18 protein-coding genes and 2 pseudogenes are annotated in these 18036 nt (G+C 63.8%); 5 read left to right on the top strand and 15 right to left on the bottom strand.

What is annotated here, in order from left to right; genetic code table 11:
* Positions 1-121: 121 nt before the first annotated feature.
* Together OYT95_RS43240 and OYT95_RS43235 are read right to left on the bottom strand one after the other, a co-directional pair.
* Positions 122-472 carry a hypothetical protein gene (locus tag OYT95_RS43240; RefSeq protein ID WP_268793253.1) on the bottom strand — a complete coding sequence of 117 codons (351 nt, stop codon included), beginning with the start codon at positions 470-472 and terminating at the stop codon, positions 122-124.
* 19 nt (positions 473-491) lie between these two features.
* A pseudogene (locus tag OYT95_RS43235) lies at positions 492-721 on the bottom strand (general stress protein); the annotation flags it as partial.
* A 572-nt stretch (positions 722-1293) separates the two neighbouring features.
* Here OYT95_RS43235 and OYT95_RS44970 point away from each other — a divergent pair.
* The 4 genes and pseudogenes from OYT95_RS44970 to OYT95_RS44590 all read left to right on the top strand — a co-directional run.
* A pseudogene (locus tag OYT95_RS44970) lies at positions 1294-1530 on the top strand (hypothetical protein); the annotation flags it as partial.
* Between the two features lie 422 nt (positions 1531-1952).
* A complete protein-coding gene (locus OYT95_RS43225) occupies positions 1953-4001 on the top strand; it encodes an erythromycin esterase family protein (RefSeq protein WP_268792620.1) in 2049 nt (682 codons plus the stop codon).
* 58 nt (positions 4002-4059) lie between these two features.
* Complete coding sequence (locus OYT95_RS43220; protein WP_268792619.1) at positions 4060-5376, top strand: NAD(P)/FAD-dependent oxidoreductase; 1317 nt, start codon at positions 4060-4062, stop codon at positions 5374-5376.
* Positions 5377-5513: 137 nt separating this feature from the next.
* Positions 5514-5615, top strand: coding sequence for a universal stress protein (locus tag OYT95_RS44590; RefSeq protein WP_109335568.1), 102 nt, complete (start codon positions 5514-5516; stop codon positions 5613-5615).
* Positions 5616-6057: 442 nt separating this feature from the next.
* Here the strand turns inward: OYT95_RS44590 and OYT95_RS43215 are convergent, their stop codons facing one another.
* From OYT95_RS43215 to OYT95_RS43185, 7 genes are all read right to left on the bottom strand, one after another.
* Complete coding sequence (locus OYT95_RS43215; RefSeq protein ID WP_109335569.1) at positions 6058-6789, bottom strand: class II aldolase/adducin family protein; 732 nt, start codon at positions 6787-6789, stop codon at positions 6058-6060.
* Positions 6786-8027 carry an NAD(P)/FAD-dependent oxidoreductase gene (locus OYT95_RS43210; protein WP_268792618.1) on the bottom strand — a complete coding sequence of 414 codons (1242 nt, stop codon included), beginning with the start codon at positions 8025-8027 and terminating at the stop codon, positions 6786-6788. The genes OYT95_RS43215 and OYT95_RS43210 overlap by 4 nt, the downstream gene beginning before the upstream one ends.
* Positions 8027-8221, bottom strand: coding sequence for a ferredoxin (locus OYT95_RS43205; RefSeq protein WP_005256000.1), 195 nt, complete (start codon positions 8219-8221; stop codon positions 8027-8029). The genes OYT95_RS43210 and OYT95_RS43205 overlap by 1 nt, the downstream gene beginning before the upstream one ends.
* Before the next feature lie 37 nt (positions 8222-8258).
* Positions 8259-9065, bottom strand: a complete 807-nt coding sequence (gene hcaB / locus OYT95_RS43200) for a 3-(cis-5,6-dihydroxycyclohexa-1,3-dien-1-yl)propanoate dehydrogenase (protein WP_268792617.1) — start codon at positions 9063-9065, stop codon at positions 8259-8261.
* Positions 9062-9373 carry a hypothetical protein gene (locus OYT95_RS43195; protein ID WP_005574176.1) on the bottom strand — a complete coding sequence of 104 codons (312 nt, stop codon included), beginning with the start codon at positions 9371-9373 and terminating at the stop codon, positions 9062-9064. The genes hcaB and OYT95_RS43195 overlap by 4 nt, the downstream gene beginning before the upstream one ends.
* Positions 9370-9921: a 3-phenylpropionate/cinnamic acid dioxygenase subunit beta gene (locus tag OYT95_RS43190; protein ID WP_268793252.1), complete on the bottom strand. Its 552-nt coding sequence runs from the start codon at positions 9919-9921 to the stop codon at positions 9370-9372. Before OYT95_RS43190 ends, OYT95_RS43195 begins: the two co-directional genes overlap by 4 nt.
* A 71-nt stretch (positions 9922-9992) precedes the next feature.
* The gene (locus tag OYT95_RS43185; protein ID WP_268792616.1) at positions 9993-11438 is read right to left on the bottom strand and encodes an aromatic ring-hydroxylating dioxygenase subunit alpha; all 1446 of its coding nucleotides are present in this window, start codon (positions 11436-11438) and stop codon (positions 9993-9995) included.
* A gap of 202 nt (positions 11439-11640) precedes the next feature.
* Here OYT95_RS43185 and OYT95_RS43180 point away from each other — a divergent pair, with 202 nt between their 5' ends.
* Positions 11641-12435, top strand: a complete 795-nt coding sequence (locus OYT95_RS43180; RefSeq protein ID WP_016885003.1) for an IclR family transcriptional regulator — start codon at positions 11641-11643, stop codon at positions 12433-12435.
* Between the two features lie 47 nt (positions 12436-12482).
* Here the strand turns inward: OYT95_RS43180 and OYT95_RS43175 are convergent, their stop codons facing one another.
* The 6 genes from OYT95_RS43175 to OYT95_RS43150 form a co-directional block, all read right to left on the bottom strand.
* Positions 12483-13148 carry an N-carbamoylsarcosine amidohydrolase gene (locus OYT95_RS43175; RefSeq protein ID WP_268792615.1) on the bottom strand — a complete coding sequence of 222 codons (666 nt, stop codon included), beginning with the start codon at positions 13146-13148 and terminating at the stop codon, positions 12483-12485.
* 75 nt (positions 13149-13223) lie between these two features.
* The gene (locus tag OYT95_RS43170) at positions 13224-14039 is read right to left on the bottom strand and encodes an ABC transporter permease (protein ID WP_268792614.1); all 816 of its coding nucleotides are present in this window, start codon (positions 14037-14039) and stop codon (positions 13224-13226) included.
* Positions 14036-14737 carry an ABC transporter permease gene (locus OYT95_RS43165; protein WP_005256008.1) on the bottom strand — a complete coding sequence of 234 codons (702 nt, stop codon included), beginning with the start codon at positions 14735-14737 and terminating at the stop codon, positions 14036-14038. The genes OYT95_RS43170 and OYT95_RS43165 overlap by 4 nt, the downstream gene beginning before the upstream one ends.
* 104 nt (positions 14738-14841) lie before the next feature.
* A complete protein-coding gene (locus OYT95_RS43160; RefSeq protein ID WP_016884999.1) occupies positions 14842-15654 on the bottom strand; it encodes an ABC transporter ATP-binding protein in 813 nt (270 codons plus the stop codon).
* A gap of 14 nt (positions 15655-15668) precedes the next feature.
* A complete protein-coding gene (locus OYT95_RS43155) occupies positions 15669-16655 on the bottom strand; it encodes an ABC transporter substrate-binding protein (RefSeq protein WP_157180217.1) in 987 nt (328 codons plus the stop codon).
* 554 nt (positions 16656-17209) lie between these two features.
* Positions 17210-17944: an IclR family transcriptional regulator domain-containing protein gene (locus OYT95_RS43150; protein ID WP_268793251.1), complete on the bottom strand. Its 735-nt coding sequence runs from the start codon at positions 17942-17944 to the stop codon at positions 17210-17212.
* Positions 17945-18036 lie beyond the last annotated feature (92 nt).

Below are 18036 nucleotides of genomic sequence, written 5' to 3'. Positions count from 1 at the left end.
GGCTCCGCCAGCCGGACGGGTTCGGTGCCGGCGTCGACGCCGTCGTGGAGATGGTTTTCCATCCCACAGCGCACTGTCCTGCGTGCTTCGACGAACAGGGGAAGAATGACCGCGACCGCGGTCAGCGGTAGGCGTCCAGCATGCCGTGCAGATGGGCGGCCGCCGCCTCGATGTCGTCGTGCTTGTACTGCGCCGCCCGCGACTCTGCGGACAGCACCCCGCACCTGTGCACGCTCTCGAAGTCGCCGTAGGGGAATTTGTACCTGCCCTTGGTGTCCGGGTCGTGCTCGTCGTCGATGCCGAGATACCAGTGGGCATACTCGGTGAGGCCGTGTTCGGCGATGTACTCGTTCTCCTGCTGCGTCGACGGCCGATGCTCGCTCCAGGCATCGCGGTCGTCGAGAACGCGGTGACCGGACTTGATGAGGCGTTTTGCGTGTTCGTACGCGGTGTTGTTGAGCTTGATCGACATCATTTCTCCATCCACGCTCTTATTCCTTCTGATCGGTACTTCCGGCGAGCAGCCGGATGGCTTCGTCCGCAACCCCGATGTCGGCGAGGACCTCGTAATAGCGAGGTCGCAGTGAGCTGACGGACGCGAAATCACGCCGCCCCGCTGCAGCGCCTACATGACCAGCCCGAACAGGGCACCGACGAGGGCACCGACAATCAGCCCGTAGCAGGCGAGCGTGATACTCGCGAGCAGCGGCCGCACCCAGTCGACTCGCGGAACGGATCGAAACGCATGAGAGCCATGATCTTTCCTCCTTCTGAAGGGAACCTGGATTGACACGGGAGCAGCGGTCACCTGCTCGGAGCGGTTCCGCCGCCGCCCGAGTTGCACTCGCCGTTCACATCTCCCGGTCCCCCAAATCCTTGCAACCAGACAACGGAGATGACATGCTCCGGCAAGTCAAGAGCGCGACCCCGATCTATCCGGTCAGGGCCACCCCCGCACTCGAGTCCACAGCAGCGGCGCCGGTTCGGAGAGAACTCCTCCGATCGCTACGGTTCGAGTCTTCAGCCTTGCCCGCGACCGGTGTAGGGCACAAGGTCAATGACACCTGTTGTCCGTCGGAGGGCCTCCGGCCCCCACCCGACCCTTTCGCGGACGATGAACAGGGGTACGGCATGGCTCGTTGCAGTGCCGGGCGAATCGCACCGCGCGACATTCACGCCGCCCTCTCCCTGCTTTCGATGACTATCGGACTGGGCTTCGTCCGCACACACCAAATGAGTTGCCGCACCACGATGAACCGGTAGCGCACGCGCGTGGCGAAATGCGCGCGAGCGTTGTCACTGTGCCGCCGTGAATTTGTCGTCAGGCCGCGGGTGGACCTCCGACCCGAAGGCGGTGACCTTCTGCCCTACGGCGACGATCTGCTGGCGGCGACCATCGAGATCACCGACAGGCACTTCCGCGTTCCATCACTCGTCGAGAAAGGTAGGAACACAATGACTGCCGACCGTCCGATCGTCGTCGGAACCGACGGATCACCGTCATCGCTGCAGGCTGTGTCGTGGCTCGCCGGATCCCTTCAGGGATCGACGAGCCAGAACCTCCTGCACCATGCCCTCGGCCCTGGTCATGATCTGCCGCATGCCGGCTAGTTGCCACAGACGGTGTTTCCCCCGATCCGCTCTTCGGGCCTCCACCGACGGCCGGGGTCGAGGTCGTCATACCCGCGGCGAGAAGGGCTTTCGGCTCAACCCCCATGCTCCGTTCCCGATGGACGGGGCCAGTCCGGTCACGCGCCGACCTCGCCGAGGGGAAGCGGGCCTGGTGCGCACCCACAAGAGGAGATGAGAACCATGAGCCGGCCGCTTGCGCTCGTGCTGGCCCCGAAAGTGGCCTTCGACCCTGTCACCCACGGGCCGAGGACGACACGATCGACAACGACAACGACACCGCGCGGTGCGACGCCGGGCGGTCAGCTCGGGAGGAGGACCCGATGAAGGATTCCGGACAAACATCGACGGACAGACCGGAACGCATCTTTCGAGACCGGCGAGAAGCTGGACGCGTTCTGGGCGAGTTGCTCGAGGCGTACCGGGGAGACCCACGCGTCGTCGTCCTCGGCCTCGCGCGCGGAGGTGTACCCGTCGCGTGGGAGGTGGCGGCTGCCCTGGGTGCACCCCTCGATGCCTTCGTCGTACGCAAGCTCGGGGTTCCCGGCCGCGAGGAGTTCGCGATGGGGGCACTGGCGAGTGGCGGCGTGGTGGTCCTGAACGACGACCTGGTGAGAGATCTCGCGATCACCCCGGAACAACTGCGTCGGGTCGTGGACCGGGAGGGACGCGAATTGGTCCGCCGTGAAGCGGCATACCGGGGAAACCGGCCCCCGACCGACGTCGCGGGAAAGATTGCGATCCTCGTCGACGACGGTCTCGCGACAGGAGCCAGCATGCATGCGGCGGTCGACGCGCTGCGTGAGCAAGAGCCCGAACAGATCGTCGTCGCGGTACCGGCCGCGCCGGAATCGACGTGCCGCGATCTCCGAGCGGTGGTCGACGACGTCGTGTGTGCGACGATGCCGTTTCCCTTCCGCGCCGTGGGGAACTCGTTTTGGAACTTCGCCCAGGTGACGGACGAGGAGGTGCGGACGTTGCTGCGCACACCCACCGTCGGCCCGGGGACCCCGAACGCCCGGATACTCGAATTCAACTCGGCCGCGGGAATCGTTCGCTTGGCATCTCGTGAGGCGCCCGACGGTGTGCCGGCACCGCAGGACCTGCTCGACCTCGTCGGTGACGCGCGGATCGTGCTGATCGGCGAGAGCTCGCACGGAACACACGAGTTCTATGCCGCACGCGCGGAGATCACCAGGAGATTGATCGAGGAGAAGGGTTTCACCGCTGTTGCGGCGGAAGCCGACTGGCCCGACGCCTATCGGGTCAACCGCTACGTGCGCGGACACGGCAGCGACACGTCGGCGGAGGAGGCGCTGCGCGGATTCGAGCGCTTCCCGGCCTGGATGTGGCGTAACACGGTGGTCCGCGACTTCGTCGCGTGGTTGAGGGAGCACAACGACCGGTGCGCGACGGACGGCCGAGACCAGACAGGCTTTTACGGACTCGATCTCTACAGCCTGCACCGCTCCATGCGGGAGGTGATCGACTACCTGGACCGGGTCGACCCGGCGGCGGCCCAGCGGGCACGCGCCCGCTATTCGTGCTTCGAGCACGTATCCGAGGAAGACGGTCAGGCGTACGGCTACGCCGCAGCGTTCGGTGCGGGGGAATCCTGCGAGCAGCAGGTCGTCGACCAGCTCGTGGACCTGCAACACCACGCCCTCGAGTACGCCCGCCGCGGCGGTATCCTCGCCGACGACGACCAGTTCTACGCGGAACGGAACGCGTGGAGTGTGCGCGACGCCGAGGAGTACTACCGCACCATGTTCGGTGGCCGGGTGTCGTCGTGGAACCTACGCGACCGTCACATGGCCGACACGCTCGACGCACTGATCGCTCATCTCGACCGCCGGCTCGGGAGTACCGCCCGCGTGGTCGTCTGGGCTCACAACTCCCACGTGGGCGACGCGCGTGCCACCGAGGTCGGAACCCAGGGCGAACTGACGGTGGGCCAACTGGTGCGCGAACGGTACCGCGACGACTGCCGCCTGATCGGATTCAGCACCTACGCGGGAACGGTCACCGCGGCCAGCGAGTGGGGTGGACCGGCGGAACGGAAGGTGGTCCGCGCCGCGTTGCCCAGCAGTGTCGAAGAACTCTTCCACGAGGTGGGAAAGGACGCGTTCCTCGTCCGCACCGACCACGACCGGAGGACCGCGGACACCCTTCGGGTCGCGCGCCTGGAGCGGGCGATCGGCGTGATCTACCGCCCGGAGACGGAACGGCAGAGCCACTACTTTTACACGCGGCTGTCCGATCAGTTCGACGCGGTGATCCACATCGACACCACGCACGCCCTCGAACCGCTCGAACGCACCAGCCTGTGGGTGGAAGGCGAAATGCCGGAGACCTACCCGTTCGCTCTGTGACCTGCTGCGGGACTCGAGATGGCAAACACAAGTAGGACGACCGAGAGGTGCCCTGGCCGTGACGACCGAGAATTCCTCGACCCGAGAACGTGTACTCATCGTCGGCGCAGGCTTCGCCGGCTTCGAGTGTGCCCGCAGACTCCCGCATCTCCTCGCGAAGGACCCACGGAACCAGACCGAGGTGATATTGGTCTCGACACACGACTACATGCTCTACACCCCGTTGTTGCCGGACGTGGCCGGCGGCATCCTCGACCCGCGGTACGTCTCGGTGCCGCTGGCCGGCTCGCTCCCCGGCGTCGAGTTGATCACCGGACGGGTGACGTCGGTGAACTTCGATTCACGCACCATCACGCTGATGGACTGTGACGCGGATGTGGCCCAGTTGCACTGGGATCGACTGGTACTCACCCCCGGCTCGGTGACACGGACGGTCGACATTCCGGGCCTGAAGGAGAACGCCTGTGGCCTGAAGACGGTAGGCGAGGCACTGTACCTACGGGACCAGCTGCTGACACAGCTCGAACTCTCCACCCACGAAACCGATCCCGTGCAGAGGGAAGCGCAGCGGACGGTGGTCGTGGTCGGAGCTTCGTATGCCGGCACCGAACTGGTCGCCCAGCTACGTGCGCTCGCCGACGAGGTGGCGCGTCAACGCCGGTTCGATCCCACGCAGGTCCGGTTCCTGCTGCTCGACAGAGCCGACCGGGTGATGCCCGAGCTCGGCGAGAAGTTGGGCAGACAGGTACTGGAGGTGCTTCGCCAGCGCGGCATCGAGGTGCGCCTCGGCACGACTCTCGATGCCCTCACCGGCGAACACGTGGTGCTCAGTGACGGCACGACGATTCCCACCCGCACCGTCGTATGGGTCACCGGTGTCACGGCCAGCCCGCTGATCTCCACACTCGATCTCCCTCTCACCGAGGGCAGGCTCATCGTCCAACCCGATCTCAGTGTGCCGGGGGCTCCCGACGTGTTCGCGGCCGGGGACGCCGCAGCGGTACCCGACCTGAAAAATCCCGGGCACATCACGCCGCCGACCGCACAGCACGCCGTTCGACAAGGCCACCTGCTGGCCCGAAACGTAGCGAGCAGCCTTGGAATGGGTCGGCCGGCACCGTACAGGCACCGCAATATGGGGCTGGTCGTCGACCTCGGCCCTCGTTTCGCGGTCGCGAATCCGCTGGGCATCAACCTGTCCGGCCTACCCGCGAAGATAGTGACCCGCCTCTATCATCTGTATGCGCTGCCGCGGACCGCGAACCGGTTCGCCGTCGCGGCGGCGTACCTCCTCGAGATGGTCGCCCCCCGCCCGCTCGTCTCGTTCGGCCTGGCCAGCGCTGAAGAGACCCGCTTTGCGGCGCAAGACCAATAGTGACACATCAGTTTCTGCTTACTACCAAGGCCGTTCGGAAGCCTCGCGCCCGATCCGCAGGACCGTTGGGCCGAATGCTGCCAGTATGAAGCCACCGGAAGGAGTGCGTTGCCGATGTTCACGGTCCGCCGCGGCAGGTGTTGGTGGCGACCGACCTGTCCGACCCGGCGGGCCAGGCAGTACGGCGGGCAGCACAGCTGGCCGGTCAGCACGGCGCGCTGGTCACCGCGCCAATTTGAAAACCATTGGGCAATCACCCCGTTCACGACCAGACATAAACACCGCGGACTGACCGGACGCCGCATCTCGGGCACCGAGACGGCTCAATTCGGCGTTCATCGGCGGATCGTCGCGTCATCCGGGTCTGACGGAGGAGTCCCATGCTCTGCATGGTCGTCACGCAAAGCACGCACGCGTGGCGATCAGTCCAAGGAGAATCAATTCGTCGAGTGACGAACCAGATACTATTGGCGCCGATTCTGAGTAGCCACGGGCCGTATCCAGCGGGGTCTCGGGTCCAGCCCCGCGCGAGGATATTGACCCGGATGACAAGCGCGGCGTTTTCCATGATCGCCACCCGAGTCAGACCGTGCGCCCCGTGTTTAGACGCCGCACTCGTAGGGAATCAACACGCACGTGTCTCAAGTAGGTTGACAATTACCGCCGGTACCCACGATTGGCCTATACCGTCGCTGCGCGTGCGACCTCGTGTCGCCAGACTGCGCCGGTATTGAAGTTGGCGCCGAGGTCGGGAAGATCCTCCCAATCGGCGTCGTCGATGTCGACGAGCGTGCCACCCGCGCTCACGACAGCCAAGGACATGCGCGCCAGCTCTTCCAGGCTGGCGGCCTGCAGAACCGACTGTTGCACCGACGACGCGACGGAGGTGATGCCATGTCCGCGGCAGATGACGACGGGCCGATCACCCATCGCCGTCACCATTTCCTTGCCGAGTTGGGTGCGATGAATCAACACTGCGCGGCGGTACACCGGCACCCCACCCCGCGCGAGAACTGCACCGGGGATGTCGTAGGCCCCGTAGATGGGCCGCAGCGAGATACCCGCTAGGTCGGCTGCAACAATCGACGGGGGGTGCAGGTGCGCTACAGCTCGGATGTCGGGCGAGGCCCGCATCGACTCGACGTGAACGGGCAACTCCTTGGGTACCTGATAGCCGTTGTCGAGTTCACCTGGAGCGCCGGCTGTTCCGTCGAACCGTACGAGTCGAATGTCGGACGGGCGTGTATAGGCCACGCCGGTGTCGTCTGCACTGCGACACCTGATGAGCAGAAGGTCAGGGGAGACTCTGAAGCTGATGTGGCCCAGGATGCCCTCCATCAAACCCCGGGCAGCGGCAACCCTGCACGCCTCGGCTACGACGACCCGTGCACCCTCGATGTCCGTCTCGTTCACGTGGTTTCCTTGACCGTGGTGCGGGCTGACACCGTCATTGCCTCGAGACGTGCCGCAAACTCGGCATATTCGACCCCGAGTGCGATCGCTTTGCGGGCGGTGACAAGCGCTTTCGGCCAATTGACGACGACGACCCCGGCCAGTCTGCCGTTCTCGTCGGGGTAGCAGACCGCGAACCGAGCCTTGTTCGTCACCTCGCCGATGACAGTGTGCGTCGACGAGCCCGCCAGTCCGACCGTCTGTATCTTCCAGTCGTACTGATCGCTCCAGACGTATTCGACCGGTTCGTGGCGCATCTTCTTGTCCGGGCGAGCGATGTTCCGGGCGACCACGACGGCTTGCTCCACCGCGTTCGTCCAGTGCTCGAGCCGGGTCGAGCCGCCGCGTCGGGTGTTGTCGAACCGGCACACGTCGCCGACTGCGTAGATGTTGTCGTGACCGATTGCACGGCAGTACACGTCACACACCACACCATTGCTCACCTCCAGACCGGACGACTCGAGCCAGTCGTCGTTCGGTATCGCCCCGATTCCGACGACCACCGTGTCGGCGGCGAGCGTCGACCCGTCGGACAAGCCGATCGCGAAGGACCCGTGCTCACCGTGCACGGACTCGACACCGACCCCGAATCTGGTGTCGACGCCGCGACGCCGATGGAGGTCGATGAACAGCTCGCCGATCTCCGCACCCATCACGCGTGCCATGGGCACGGGTTCTGGATCCACCAGCGTCACGCGTATCCCGAGTTCGACCGCGGTTGCCGCGGTCTCCGCGCCGATGAAGCCGCCGCCGATAATGACGAGGTGGTCGGTGGTGCCGAGATGGCGGCGTAGTGCGCGGGCGTCCGCGGCTGTTCGTATCACGTGTAGGCCGTTCGGCGTTCCCCATGGTGACGGCCGGGCGCGAGCGCCGGTGGCGAGCACCAGGTTGTCGAATGCGACCCTCGTACCGTCTGCGAGTTCGACATCCCGGTTTGCCGTGCTCAGCCGTATGGCTGGTTGGCCCAACCGAAGCTCGAGATCGAGTTCCCGAGCCTGTTCGGTGGTCAACAACGTAATCTCGGCCATCGTCGAGTCACCTGCCAGGATCGACTTCGACAATGGCGGCTTGTCATAGGGGAGTTCGCCTTCGGCACCGATGAGAACGATGGCGCCCGGATACCCTTCCGACCGCAGTGCCTGCGCAGTTCGGACACCACCGATCGATGCACCGACGATGACCGTGGTCGATTCCGGCATCAGTCTTCGATCCAGAGCGCGGAGACCGGGCAGGACCGGGCAGCACTGTCGACGCGTCCCCGTTCCGATTCGGGGACCTCCACACTCAACAGTTCGACGACACCGTCGTCGTCGATGTCGAAGTAGTCGTCGGCAGCGACGACGCAATTGGCATATCCCTGACATGCACCAAGATTCGCTTTGACGACAGCCATCGCGGTTTCCTCTCTTTCCGAACTGGTCGAACTCGTATCAGCGGGTCGAAGGTTTGGGGGCTCCGATTCCGAAGCCGCCGTCGGGATGCGTCGCGCCTGCGGTGATTCCTCGGGATCTGTCGGAAGCGAAGAACACGAAGCTCCAGGCGTGGTCCTCACCTGAGAGGGCCACGTTGAGCGGTGTCCGCGCCGCCAACTCGCGTGCACGATTCGGATTGTCGTCGAGTCGATCGGCGTCGCGTCCCAGGCTCGCCAACCCGCGCAGGTCGGTGTTCAGCGTGCCGCCTGGGGCGACTCCGTTGACGCGAATATCTGGGGCGAGCTCGTAGGCCAGGGTGGTGACCAGCCCGCGTACGGCAAATTTGGAAGACACGTAGAGCACTCCGCCTCGTCCGGGATAGAACGACGAGGCCGACTCCGTCAGCACGATCGACGATCCGCGGTGCTTGCGGAGCTCCGGTACGGCGGCCTTGACCGAGTGCATGTGGCTGAGCACGTTGGTTCGGAACATCTCGTCGAACGCCACGTCGAGTGTGTCCGCGGGGATGTCCTCTATGCCCTGGTAGAAGTCGAAGATCCCGACACAGTTGACCAGTGTGTCGAGCCCTCCGAACTCGGCGACCGCGGCCGCGACGGCAGCGTCGTTGTCCGCCGCGCGTGTGGCGTCACCTTCGATGACCGGTACCTGGGGTAGGTGTTCGCGCAGCACCCGACACTTGTTCGGGTCACGCTCGAGTACCGCGACGCACGCGCCTTCGGCGAGGAACGCATCGACGACTGCTCGCCCGATCCCCGATCCCCCGCCAACGACGAGTGCCCGCTTGCCGTCGAGCCAGCCAGTCATTCGTTGTCTCCCTCTGCGATCAACGGAGCAAACATGTTTCCCACCATCGCGGCGAAGGTGGCCGGGTTCTGCCAGGTCAGCGCCTCGAGTTCCAGCGGGTCCACACAGACCCACTGTCCGGACTTCGGGGCGTGCACCAGCAGACGTACGCCGTTGCGGGTCGCCACCTTGTGCACGCTGACCTCGGCGAATTCGTTGGCGATGGTCAGCGGATCTCCGACGGCACCAGCCAGGAGCTGCGCGAACTCGTCTGTGGCACGGCGCGCGGCGCGTGCGTCCTGCTCCTCGCCTTCCCACTGCAAGCTCATAGGAACACCGCGAGATTCTGCATCCGCATCACGGACTCGTCGACAAAGATGGTGCGTCGTGCGAGCTTCCATTCGTCACCGACGCGCCTGAGCAGATCCTCGCGTCCACACGAGACGAGTGCCGACTCATTGACATCGCCTCTGCTGCGGAACAGCAATTCGGCGCTTTCGACGACGAGGTGGTCCTCGGCGTCGGTGACGAAGGTCCGGATGTTGGTGATGTAGTGGCGCAGTCGTGACGGGGGATCCTCGGTCCACGCGTGCTCGGTGACGAACCGCGCGACCCGCCGGCTGAGCGAATACTTGTTCTCATCGAAATGTGCCATTCCTGGTGAGGTGTCGAATCCCGAGTTGAGCGCCGTGGTTACCCGAACCGGCATGAGGTAGTGGATATCGTCGGTGATGTTGTCGAGCCAGGTTTGGTATTCCTGTGCGTCGAGCAGATATGCCTCGTCGATCAAGAATTGGTGCGCGTCCAGGTGCCGTCGATCGTCGAACCGCAGCGGAGTTCCGGTGCGCGTGACGCGCGATGCATGGTCGCCCAGCACGGCTTGCTCCGAATAGGTCGAGCCTTCACCGACGCGGCTGTAACCGGTATTGGTAGCGCGGATAGACGTGGTCATGCCAGCACCGCCCCGTTGACAGTCGCGTCCTTGCTGTGGGTGCCGGCGGCGTGGTCGCAGCTGCCGTTCGTCGGAGTCAGCGGCCTGATTCCGTCGGGATTGTCGGTTCCCACCGATGTCGGCCCCACCTCCAGTGCCGGCTTTTCGAGGTAGTCCGCCCACATTTCGAGAAGTTTGCGCTGATTGGCCTCGTTGTATCCGACCTGCGCCGTCCCGGGGCCGTGGAACTCGTCGGCGGTGAGCTCATCGGAGACGCGTGTCCCGTCCTCGAGCAGACCCATGCGACTGTTGAGTAGCAGGCGCCGCGCCATCGATCCTGCGGAGGTGTTCGTCAGCGATACCCAGTTCTCGACATCGTCCTGTTCGAACATGCCGGTGGATCCGAAGCACATCAGGTATGCCTTGTACGACTTCTTCTTGAATTCTTCCGGCGCGCTCCGGTCGACCGCGAAGAAGGACAACACCTCGGTCTCGTTCTCACTGATCGGTTGCCAGAGTCGAATGGAGATGAACGGCAGAACGTCGTCGCCGTCCTCGACCTTCGGCCAGTTGTGCACGAAGCTCAGGTTCGGAAACACCGATGCTGCCGAGATCATGAAGCCGTCTGCGCCGATTACTCGCTGCTGCTCGTCCGACCACACCTCCTTGGCCCGGTCGGTCATCTCCGCGGTGTATCCCACGTACTGCATGCGCTCGTCGAAGGTGCCGTCGGGCAACTTGTACGTCGTTCCCCCACCTGGTCCTGCCCAGTAGGTTGCTCCGTCCTTGCGCTTCTCCGCTTTGGGTTCGCGGAACAGGCCGATCTCGACGACCGAGGTGTGTGTCTGCGGCGTGTGGTACATGTCGCCCGCGAAATTCTCGGCTCCGATCTTCCAGTTCGCTTTGACCCTCCAACGCTGCGGGCCCCGTACCTCGAGCCCCGACTCGCTCTGCTTGGTGTAGTAGTCGAGGTAGAACTTGAAGTCGCCCAGATAGTCCGACAGCGATTCCGCGTTCGGATCCATATTGATGAAGATCATTCCGTTGTAGCTGTCGAGATTGGGTGCAGGGAGGAGTGTCTGGCCCTTCTTCTTGAAGCCCTCCTCGCCCCCGTACGCCTCCTCGTGGAACGGCAGTCCGATGATGCGGCCGTCGTTTCGGTACGACCAACCGTGATAGGGGCAGCGAAAGTTCGACGCGTTTCCCATTTCCGCGCGACACACCTGCATCCCGCGGTGCAGACACATGTTGAACATCGCCCGAATCCCACCTTTGGAGTCGCGGGAGATGATGAACGAATCCTCGAGCACCCGGCGGACAACGTAGTCCCCCGCCTGCGGTACCTCGGATTCGTGCGCGACGAACAACCACGATCGACTGAAGACGGTCGCCTTCTCACGCTCGAAAATCTCTTTGTCGTTGTAGATGTGCGCCGGGATCATGCCGCGGCGAATGTCTTCCATCGCTTGTGTGTGGTGGGTCGTCCGGGGTTCCAAGGTTCATTCCTCTTCGATCGACGATGACAGTCTCTCTGCTATGCAGAAGTGCCTTCTGTTATATAGATGTTGCTCTCTCCTGCCCGACGAGTCAACCCCCTGCGCGTACGCGGATTCCACCCGCTGGCAGGTCGACCGCAGACACGACCTGACACGTATGCTCTCTGCTATGCAGAACCACGGTCCACGGCAACAGGCGCCGGAGGCGACACCACCGCAGTACCCGATCGAATCCGTCGACAACGCACTTCGTCTGCTGTTGCTGCTCGGTGAACAGCCCGAAATTCGGCTGACCGAGGCGAGCCAGTACCTCGGAGTTGCCTCGTCGACGGCTCACCGACTTCTGGCGATGCTCCAGTACCGGGGCTTCATTCGGCAGGATCCGGCCAGCAAGGCCTATCGTCCGGGCCCAGCGCTGACGGGGGTCGCGTTTGCGATTTTTGCCAGGCTCGACATTCCTCAGACGGCGGCACCGATCCTGCGCACCCTCAGCGAGGAACTGCGTGAAACTGTCCATATCGGGGCACTCGACGGTCGAACCGTGCGCTTCATCGCCGCCCTGGAGAGCCCATCGGCAGTCCGGGTTGCGTCCCGGTTGGGCAAGATCATGCCGGCGCACTGCACGTCCACCGGGAAGGCCATGCTGGCGGAACTTTCCCTCGACGAACTGCATCAGCTGTACCCGACCGAGGAACTGGAACAGGTGACTCCACAGTCCATCAGCACGCGGACCGAGCTCGAAGCCCAACTGGAAGAGGTCAGAAGGAACGGGTACGCGGTCAACCGGGAGGAATCCGAGGAAGGTGTTGCCTCCGTGGCTGTCTCGGTCCCGACAAACGCCCCCGGCATGCGCCTGGCAATGAATGTTTCAGCGCCCAAGCACCGCCTGCGCCCGGCACAGGTACGCAGCATCGGCCGCGCCCTGACGGACGCGGCTGATCAGCTAGCGGCAGCGCTCGGGTGAGTGTCCGGTCCACCCGGCGAGGTACGTTCTCGCGGGCACTGTGACCGTCAACCCGACGACCGAACGCTCTCGAGGTAGGCGCTGGCCTCGTCGAGTCCGACGACGTCACCGTATTTGGCGTCGATATCGAAGAGGCTGGCAGTGTGCGGTAGTGCCGCCCGGTCCCCCACTGCGTCCTCGACCACTATGGTGTGGAACCCGTACGAGCAGGCGTCTACCGCGGTGGCACGAACACATCCGCTCGTGGTGCAGCCCACGATGATCACGGTGTCGATCCGGCGGCTGATCAACCGAGCGGCCAGGTCGGTGCCGAAGAAGCACGATGCGTACTTCTTCACCAATGTCGTCTCACCTGGCTGTTGTTCGAGCCGCTCGTCGATCTCGACCCATTGACTGCCCTCGACCAGATACTTGTTCGAGGGGATCTTGCCGATCCAGGCGCCGGCCTCTTGGAGTTCCGCGTCGTAGGCCACTGTGGAGAAGATGATCGGCACCTTGGCCTTTCGCGCAAGCGCGAGGAGAATCTTCGTTGCGTCGATTTGGGTATCGAGGTCACCTGCGAGCGGCGAACGGCGATCGGTGAAGCCCGTGATCAAGTCGACCACCACCACTGCCGGCCGCACGCCGAAGCCGATGCGGCCGCCCAGACCTTTCTCCCGGAATTCGGTGCGCAACCGCTGGTATTCCTCTGCTGCGGCAGTCAGGGCGCTCATCAGTGTCCTCCGGAAAATGGGTGTGGGTATGGGCCGAAAAGGCCCACTGCCGATTCGGATAGTTGCGTGCGGCGATCAGTTGACCGCGTCGGTGATCTTCCGTTCGATGGCCCACAGGGCGATGTTGCCCACCAGCGCCATCGAGACCAGCAGCATGATCACTCCGTACATCGTCGGCAGATCCAACTTGCCGTACGCAAGCATCGCCATCTGCCCCAACCCTGCTCTGGTCGCGAAGAACTCGGCGATCAGAACATTGATGAAGGCAATGCTGAAGCCGATCCGGATACCGACCATGAGAGAGGGCGCCATCGCGGGCACCACGATCTTGCTCATTGTCTGAAGCGGACTTGCACCGGTGGCCCGGCCGAGTTTCAGCAGGATGGGGTTGATGGCGCGTACTCCCGCCGCCGTCGAGACGATGATGGGGAACACCGCGGCCAACGCGGCCATCGCTGACTGCGCCCCGAGTCCCAGGCCGAAGATCTGCAGCAGGATCGGGAAAAAGATTACCCGTGGTATGGCGAAAGCGCCCGCGATGATCGGATCGAACACATCACCGAGAAACTTGCTTCGCCCGATGACGTATCCGGTCGGGAAGCCCACCGCTGTTGCGATGACGAATCCGAGTCCGACAGCACTCATCGTGGCGTTGAGGTTCCTGTAGATGGAACCGTCTGCGAACAGTCCCCATACCGCCGACATCGACGCGCCCGGGGACGGCACAAGGTCGCTGGTCGCTGCAATAAGAGCCCAGACACCGATCAACCCGATGACGATGAGTATTCGCAGGAGGTTGTCGGTCCACCGCTGTGACAGGCGGAATCGCTGTTCCGTATTCTGTTTGCCTGCTTCGACTTCGGTTCCGGCGTTGAGCGTGGTGGCGTTCACAACATGTCCCTTCGAATGGCTCGTTCAGCCAGGCCGAGTGCACTGTTCACTGCGATGCTGAAGACCACGACAATGGCGATGTAGGCCCACATGTCCGCGACGTAGAGTTCGCGGTACATAAAGCCCGCACGAAACCCCAGGCCTTTCGACGCCAGAATGAACTCCATCGCGATGGTGCCGATGACTGCGTAGATGAATCCGAGCTTGATCCCGGGAAAGATGAGCGGCGTGGCGGCCGGGAACAGCACCTTGAAGTATTGCTGCCGGCGCGAGGCATCGACCGATCGCGCCAGCTTGTGCAGCACCGGTTTGACGTCTCCGAGCGCCACCATCGTGGTCAGCGCTATCGGAATGAGGGCCATCGTGCTCGCGATGACGATGATTGGTCCCGCGTTGAGTCCGAGCACCGCGACCAGAATCGGGTAGAACAGCAATGTCGGCATCGCGTACCCGGTGACGATGAATGGTTCGAGGACTCGGCCGATGACCCGGACCCTCCAGAGCAATACCCCCAGGGGCACCCCGCCGAGCACGCCCAGTGCGAACGCCGCCAGTATGGTCACGCTCGTCCGCGTCAGATCGGTGACGAAGTGGGTGCTCGGGATGATTGCCGCGACGTGGGCGAGTATCTCGGACGGCGCGACCATCTGATTGCGGTCGATCCAGCCGGTTCGCGTTGCCGCCTCGAGCAACAACACAAGAGCAACCAGCAAAGTCCAACGTACGACGCGTGCCCGATGTTTCGCTCGTCGGAATCCCGACCTTGGCGTTTCGTGGAGGGCCGCCTGCGGCGAGGTCACAGTCATGCGGCATCCGTCCCGTGCCCCAGTGTCTTAGCGGCCTCTTCCTTGATGATCGACCACAGGTGATCCTCGAGTTCCTTGAATCTGGCCATGGCGTGTGTGCCGCTCGGGCGTGGACGAGGGAGCCCGACGTCGATCACCTCTCGGACCACCGATGGACGTGCCGACATCACCCAGATCTGATCCGACAGATAGATCGCCTCTTGGATGTCGTGGGTAACGAAGAGCACCCGATTGTGGGTCTGCTCCCAGATCTTCAAGAGCTCGCGCCCGATGAACTGTCGCGTCTGCTGATCCAGAGCGCCGAACGGTTCGTCCATCAACAGAATTCGAGGATCCGTGGCGAGTGCACGGGCAATCGCCACGCGTTGACGCATACCTCCGGAAAGCTGCCCGGGCCGGTGCTTCTCGAAACCCTTCAAGCCGACCAACTCGATCATCGCACGCGCTTTTTCCAGGCGCTCGTCCTTGTCGACGTGCTTGATCTCCAACCCGAAAGCCACATTGTCGAGAACACTCCGCCAGTGCAGCGTCGAATCTTCCTGAAACACCATGGCGGTGTCCTTACGGGGCCCTGTGACAATCTCCCCATCGATGGTCACCCGTCCATGCGAGGGAACAAGTAAGCCACAGGCCATGTCCAGCAAGGTGCTCTTTCCGCATCCACTCGGACCGATGACCGATACGAACTGGCCCTCCGCGATCGATGCCGTGACGTTACGCACGGCCTCGGTCCGCCCGGTGTCGGAATCGAAAGTCATACCGATACCGTCGAAAGAGACGTTCTTCGATTCGACTTGTGTAGTGGTCATGTTCTCTTCCCGCCTTATAGTTCGACTACAACTGAGTCAATATCGACCTTGCCGCCGAGTCGTCCGGCCTCGACGCCCGAGGCCACGACCGCTTCGAGTTGCGGGCGCGCGAAGTCGAGACTGAAGAAGCCTCGCGAATTCTCCAACGCCGCCAGGGCGATCTCGGGCTTGTACTTGATTGCGCGGCCATAGATTTCGGCCGCCCGCTCGAGATCCGTATCGATCATCTCGATACCGCGACCCACGGCACGCATCCACCCCGCCAAGACGTCCCGATTCTTTTCGATGAACGGGGTGGTGGCACATAGGCAGGTGTCCGACCAGTCCTGGACGTAGTCCCGGGATCGCCAGATCACCTTCGCGCCGGTTTCGGCGATGATGCGCTCGGACAGCGGGGACGCAGTCCAGGCGACATCGACAACGCCCTGGGAGGCGACGGTCCACGAATCGCTCGCGGATCCGACGCTGAGCAGCTCGACGTCGACGCCGGGTGTCAAACCCGCCAATCGAAGCGTCTTCTCGGCGAAGTCGGTCGAGTTCGATCCCGGGCTGCTCACACCGATGGTGCGGCCCCGAACATCTTCGATCGTGTTGATCGGGGAGTCAGCGGGGGCGATGAAGTCCACAGATGCCGCGGTGTAGACGTTCCCGAACGCCTTGACATCGAGTCCGCGCTCCGCGGCGATGAACACCGGAATCGTCGCCGAAGTGCCGAATCCGATCCCGGAGCCGATTCCACGCACGGTGTCCAGCCCACCCGGGAACTGAACGTTCTCCAGCGCCAGCATCTCTTCTTCGTAGTAGCCCTCGGACGCTGCGATCAGAAACGGGGCCGAATGGATCAGGCTCGCCAACCCGGTGATGGCGACGTCACCTCGGTAGACGCCGTCCCTACCTCGGGACTGGGTAGCGCACCCTGCGCCGGCTCCCACAGCAAGGAGACCCCCCAGAGCCGCCGTCACTCTCATGAAATCTCGCCGACTCAGCGAACTACTGCGCATATCGACCCGATTCTTTCTGTAGTCCCGTCACACCTGGCCCCGAAAGTGAAGCACATCACGCGACTGTTGTACAGAAGCTAACTCTGGTCTGCAGAGAGACAGTGTTGCGGGTGTCTCCAAATGCCCCACTGCACCGTGGGTGCGCAGAACCTCGCGCTTTCACGATGATTGCGCGGAAGTCCGCCCCTGCGACACAGCCCCGTTCCCACCCGATCGGCAAGTCCCGCGAACATCCGAAGCACGTGGGGTCCCGGCGCTGCTCGGTCTCCCGGTTCCGATCGCCGTCGATCATCGCACTCGGCTCCGTCGTATCGCCTCCGTACCCGCATAGGTCCTGAAAGGCTCGGCCCTCCTGTGCGCGCTCATGGCCGCGTCGCTGTTGCCCGCGTCGGTTTCTCCGCCCTCATGACCTGATCAGCCACGACAGACAATGACTCCAGCACAACCGAAGTCACCTCCCGCAGGGGAGCCCCGCATGCGTCGACACAGACACGCTGGGAGCGTCGCACCCTTCTCCGTAACGCGGGGGTGTGAGTTGCCGTCGGGGTGGGATCTCACAGAAGCCGGCCGAGTCTTGCTGCGTACTTGTTCAGTACGGGCACGGCTGCCTCACGGATGTCGTGCAGGGTGGTTCTGGCTGTGGACGCACTGACACTCATTGCCGCCACGGTTTCGCCCCGGGCAGTCCGCACCGGTACGGCTATCGACAGCATGCCGAGTTCGATTTCTTCGTCGGTGCAGGCCACGCCGCTCTCCCTCGCCGTCAAGATTCGCTCGCTGATGGCATCGACATCGGTCAGCGTCTTGGGTGTGCGCGGCTGCGGGTGGCATTCTCGGAGGTAGTCGTCGAGTTGCGTATCGGGCAGTCCGGCCAGCAGTACTCGACCGGTCGCGGAGCTGTGGGCGGGCAGTTTGGCGCCGACCCGGACTCCGGTCGCGACGATCCGTGCGGCCTCGGCGCGGGCGACGAACAGGGACCACCCGTCTTCGAGAACCGCGAGCGACACCGACTCGCCCAGCGCATCGCGGGCCTCGACCAACTGCGGCTGGGCAAGTTGCGGCAGTGGCGCGGTGTCCAGATAGGCCCCGCCCAGCCGAAGCATCCTGGGTGTCGGTCGGAAGTTTCCGTTGTCGTGGGTCAGGTAACCGAGCTCGACGAGAGTGAGCAGGCAGCGGCGCGCCGCGGCGCGGGAGGTGTTCGTCCGCTGAGCGGCGTCGGTGACGGTCAGTTGCGGGTGGCAGATGCCGAAGGCCTCGATGACCGCCAGGCCCTTCGCCAGTCCGGCCATTCCCTCGGGAGCGCGGGCAGCACCCTTGACACTTCCCTCATCGTCCGGCTTAATTGTTCGAGAATTGCTCATATGTTCGTTATACGAACAGC

The sequence above is a fragment of the Rhodococcus sp. JS3073 genome (genome assembly GCF_026810085.1).
Lineage (GTDB): Bacteria > Actinomycetota > Actinomycetes > Mycobacteriales > Mycobacteriaceae > Rhodococcus_F > Rhodococcus_F wratislaviensis.
The sequence above is the reverse complement of the archived record's forward strand: the minus strand, read 5'-3'. Positions and strand labels throughout refer to the sequence as shown.

Coding starts and splice junctions, on each gene's coding strand:
- OYT95_RS43155 (WP_157180217.1), bottom strand. CDS start 16,655: ATGCGCAGTAGTTCGCTGAGTCGGCGAGATTTCATGAGAGTGACGGCG.
- OYT95_RS43160 (WP_016884999.1), bottom strand. CDS start 15,654: ATGACCACTACACAAGTCGAATCGAAGAACGTCTCTTTCGACGGTATC.
- OYT95_RS43180 (WP_016885003.1), top strand. CDS start 11,641: ATGCAGAACCACGGTCCACGGCAACAGGCGCCGGAGGCGACACCACCG.
- OYT95_RS43225 (WP_268792620.1), top strand. CDS start 1,953: ATGAAGGATTCCGGACAAACATCGACGGACAGACCGGAACGCATCTTT.
- OYT95_RS43150 (WP_268793251.1), bottom strand. CDS start 17,944: ATGGCCGGACTGGCGAAGGGCCTGGCGGTCATCGAGGCCTTCGGCATC.
- OYT95_RS43175 (WP_268792615.1), bottom strand. CDS start 13,148: ATGAGCGCCCTGACTGCCGCAGCAGAGGAATACCAGCGGTTGCGCACC.
- OYT95_RS43195 (WP_005574176.1), bottom strand. CDS start 9,373: ATGAGCTTGCAGTGGGAAGGCGAGGAGCAGGACGCACGCGCCGCGCGC.
- OYT95_RS43185 (WP_268792616.1), bottom strand. CDS start 11,438: ATGGAAGACATTCGCCGCGGCATGATCCCGGCGCACATCTACAACGAC.
- OYT95_RS43205 (WP_005256000.1), bottom strand. CDS start 8,221: ATGGCTGTCGTCAAAGCGAATCTTGGTGCATGTCAGGGATATGCCAAT.
- OYT95_RS43240 (WP_268793253.1), bottom strand. CDS start 472: ATGTCGATCAAGCTCAACAACACCGCGTACGAACACGCAAAACGCCTC.
- OYT95_RS43210 (WP_268792618.1), bottom strand. CDS start 8,027: ATGCCGGAATCGACCACGGTCATCGTCGGTGCATCGATCGGTGGTGTC.
- hcaB (WP_268792617.1), bottom strand. CDS start 9,065: ATGACTGGCTGGCTCGACGGCAAGCGGGCACTCGTCGTTGGCGGGGGA.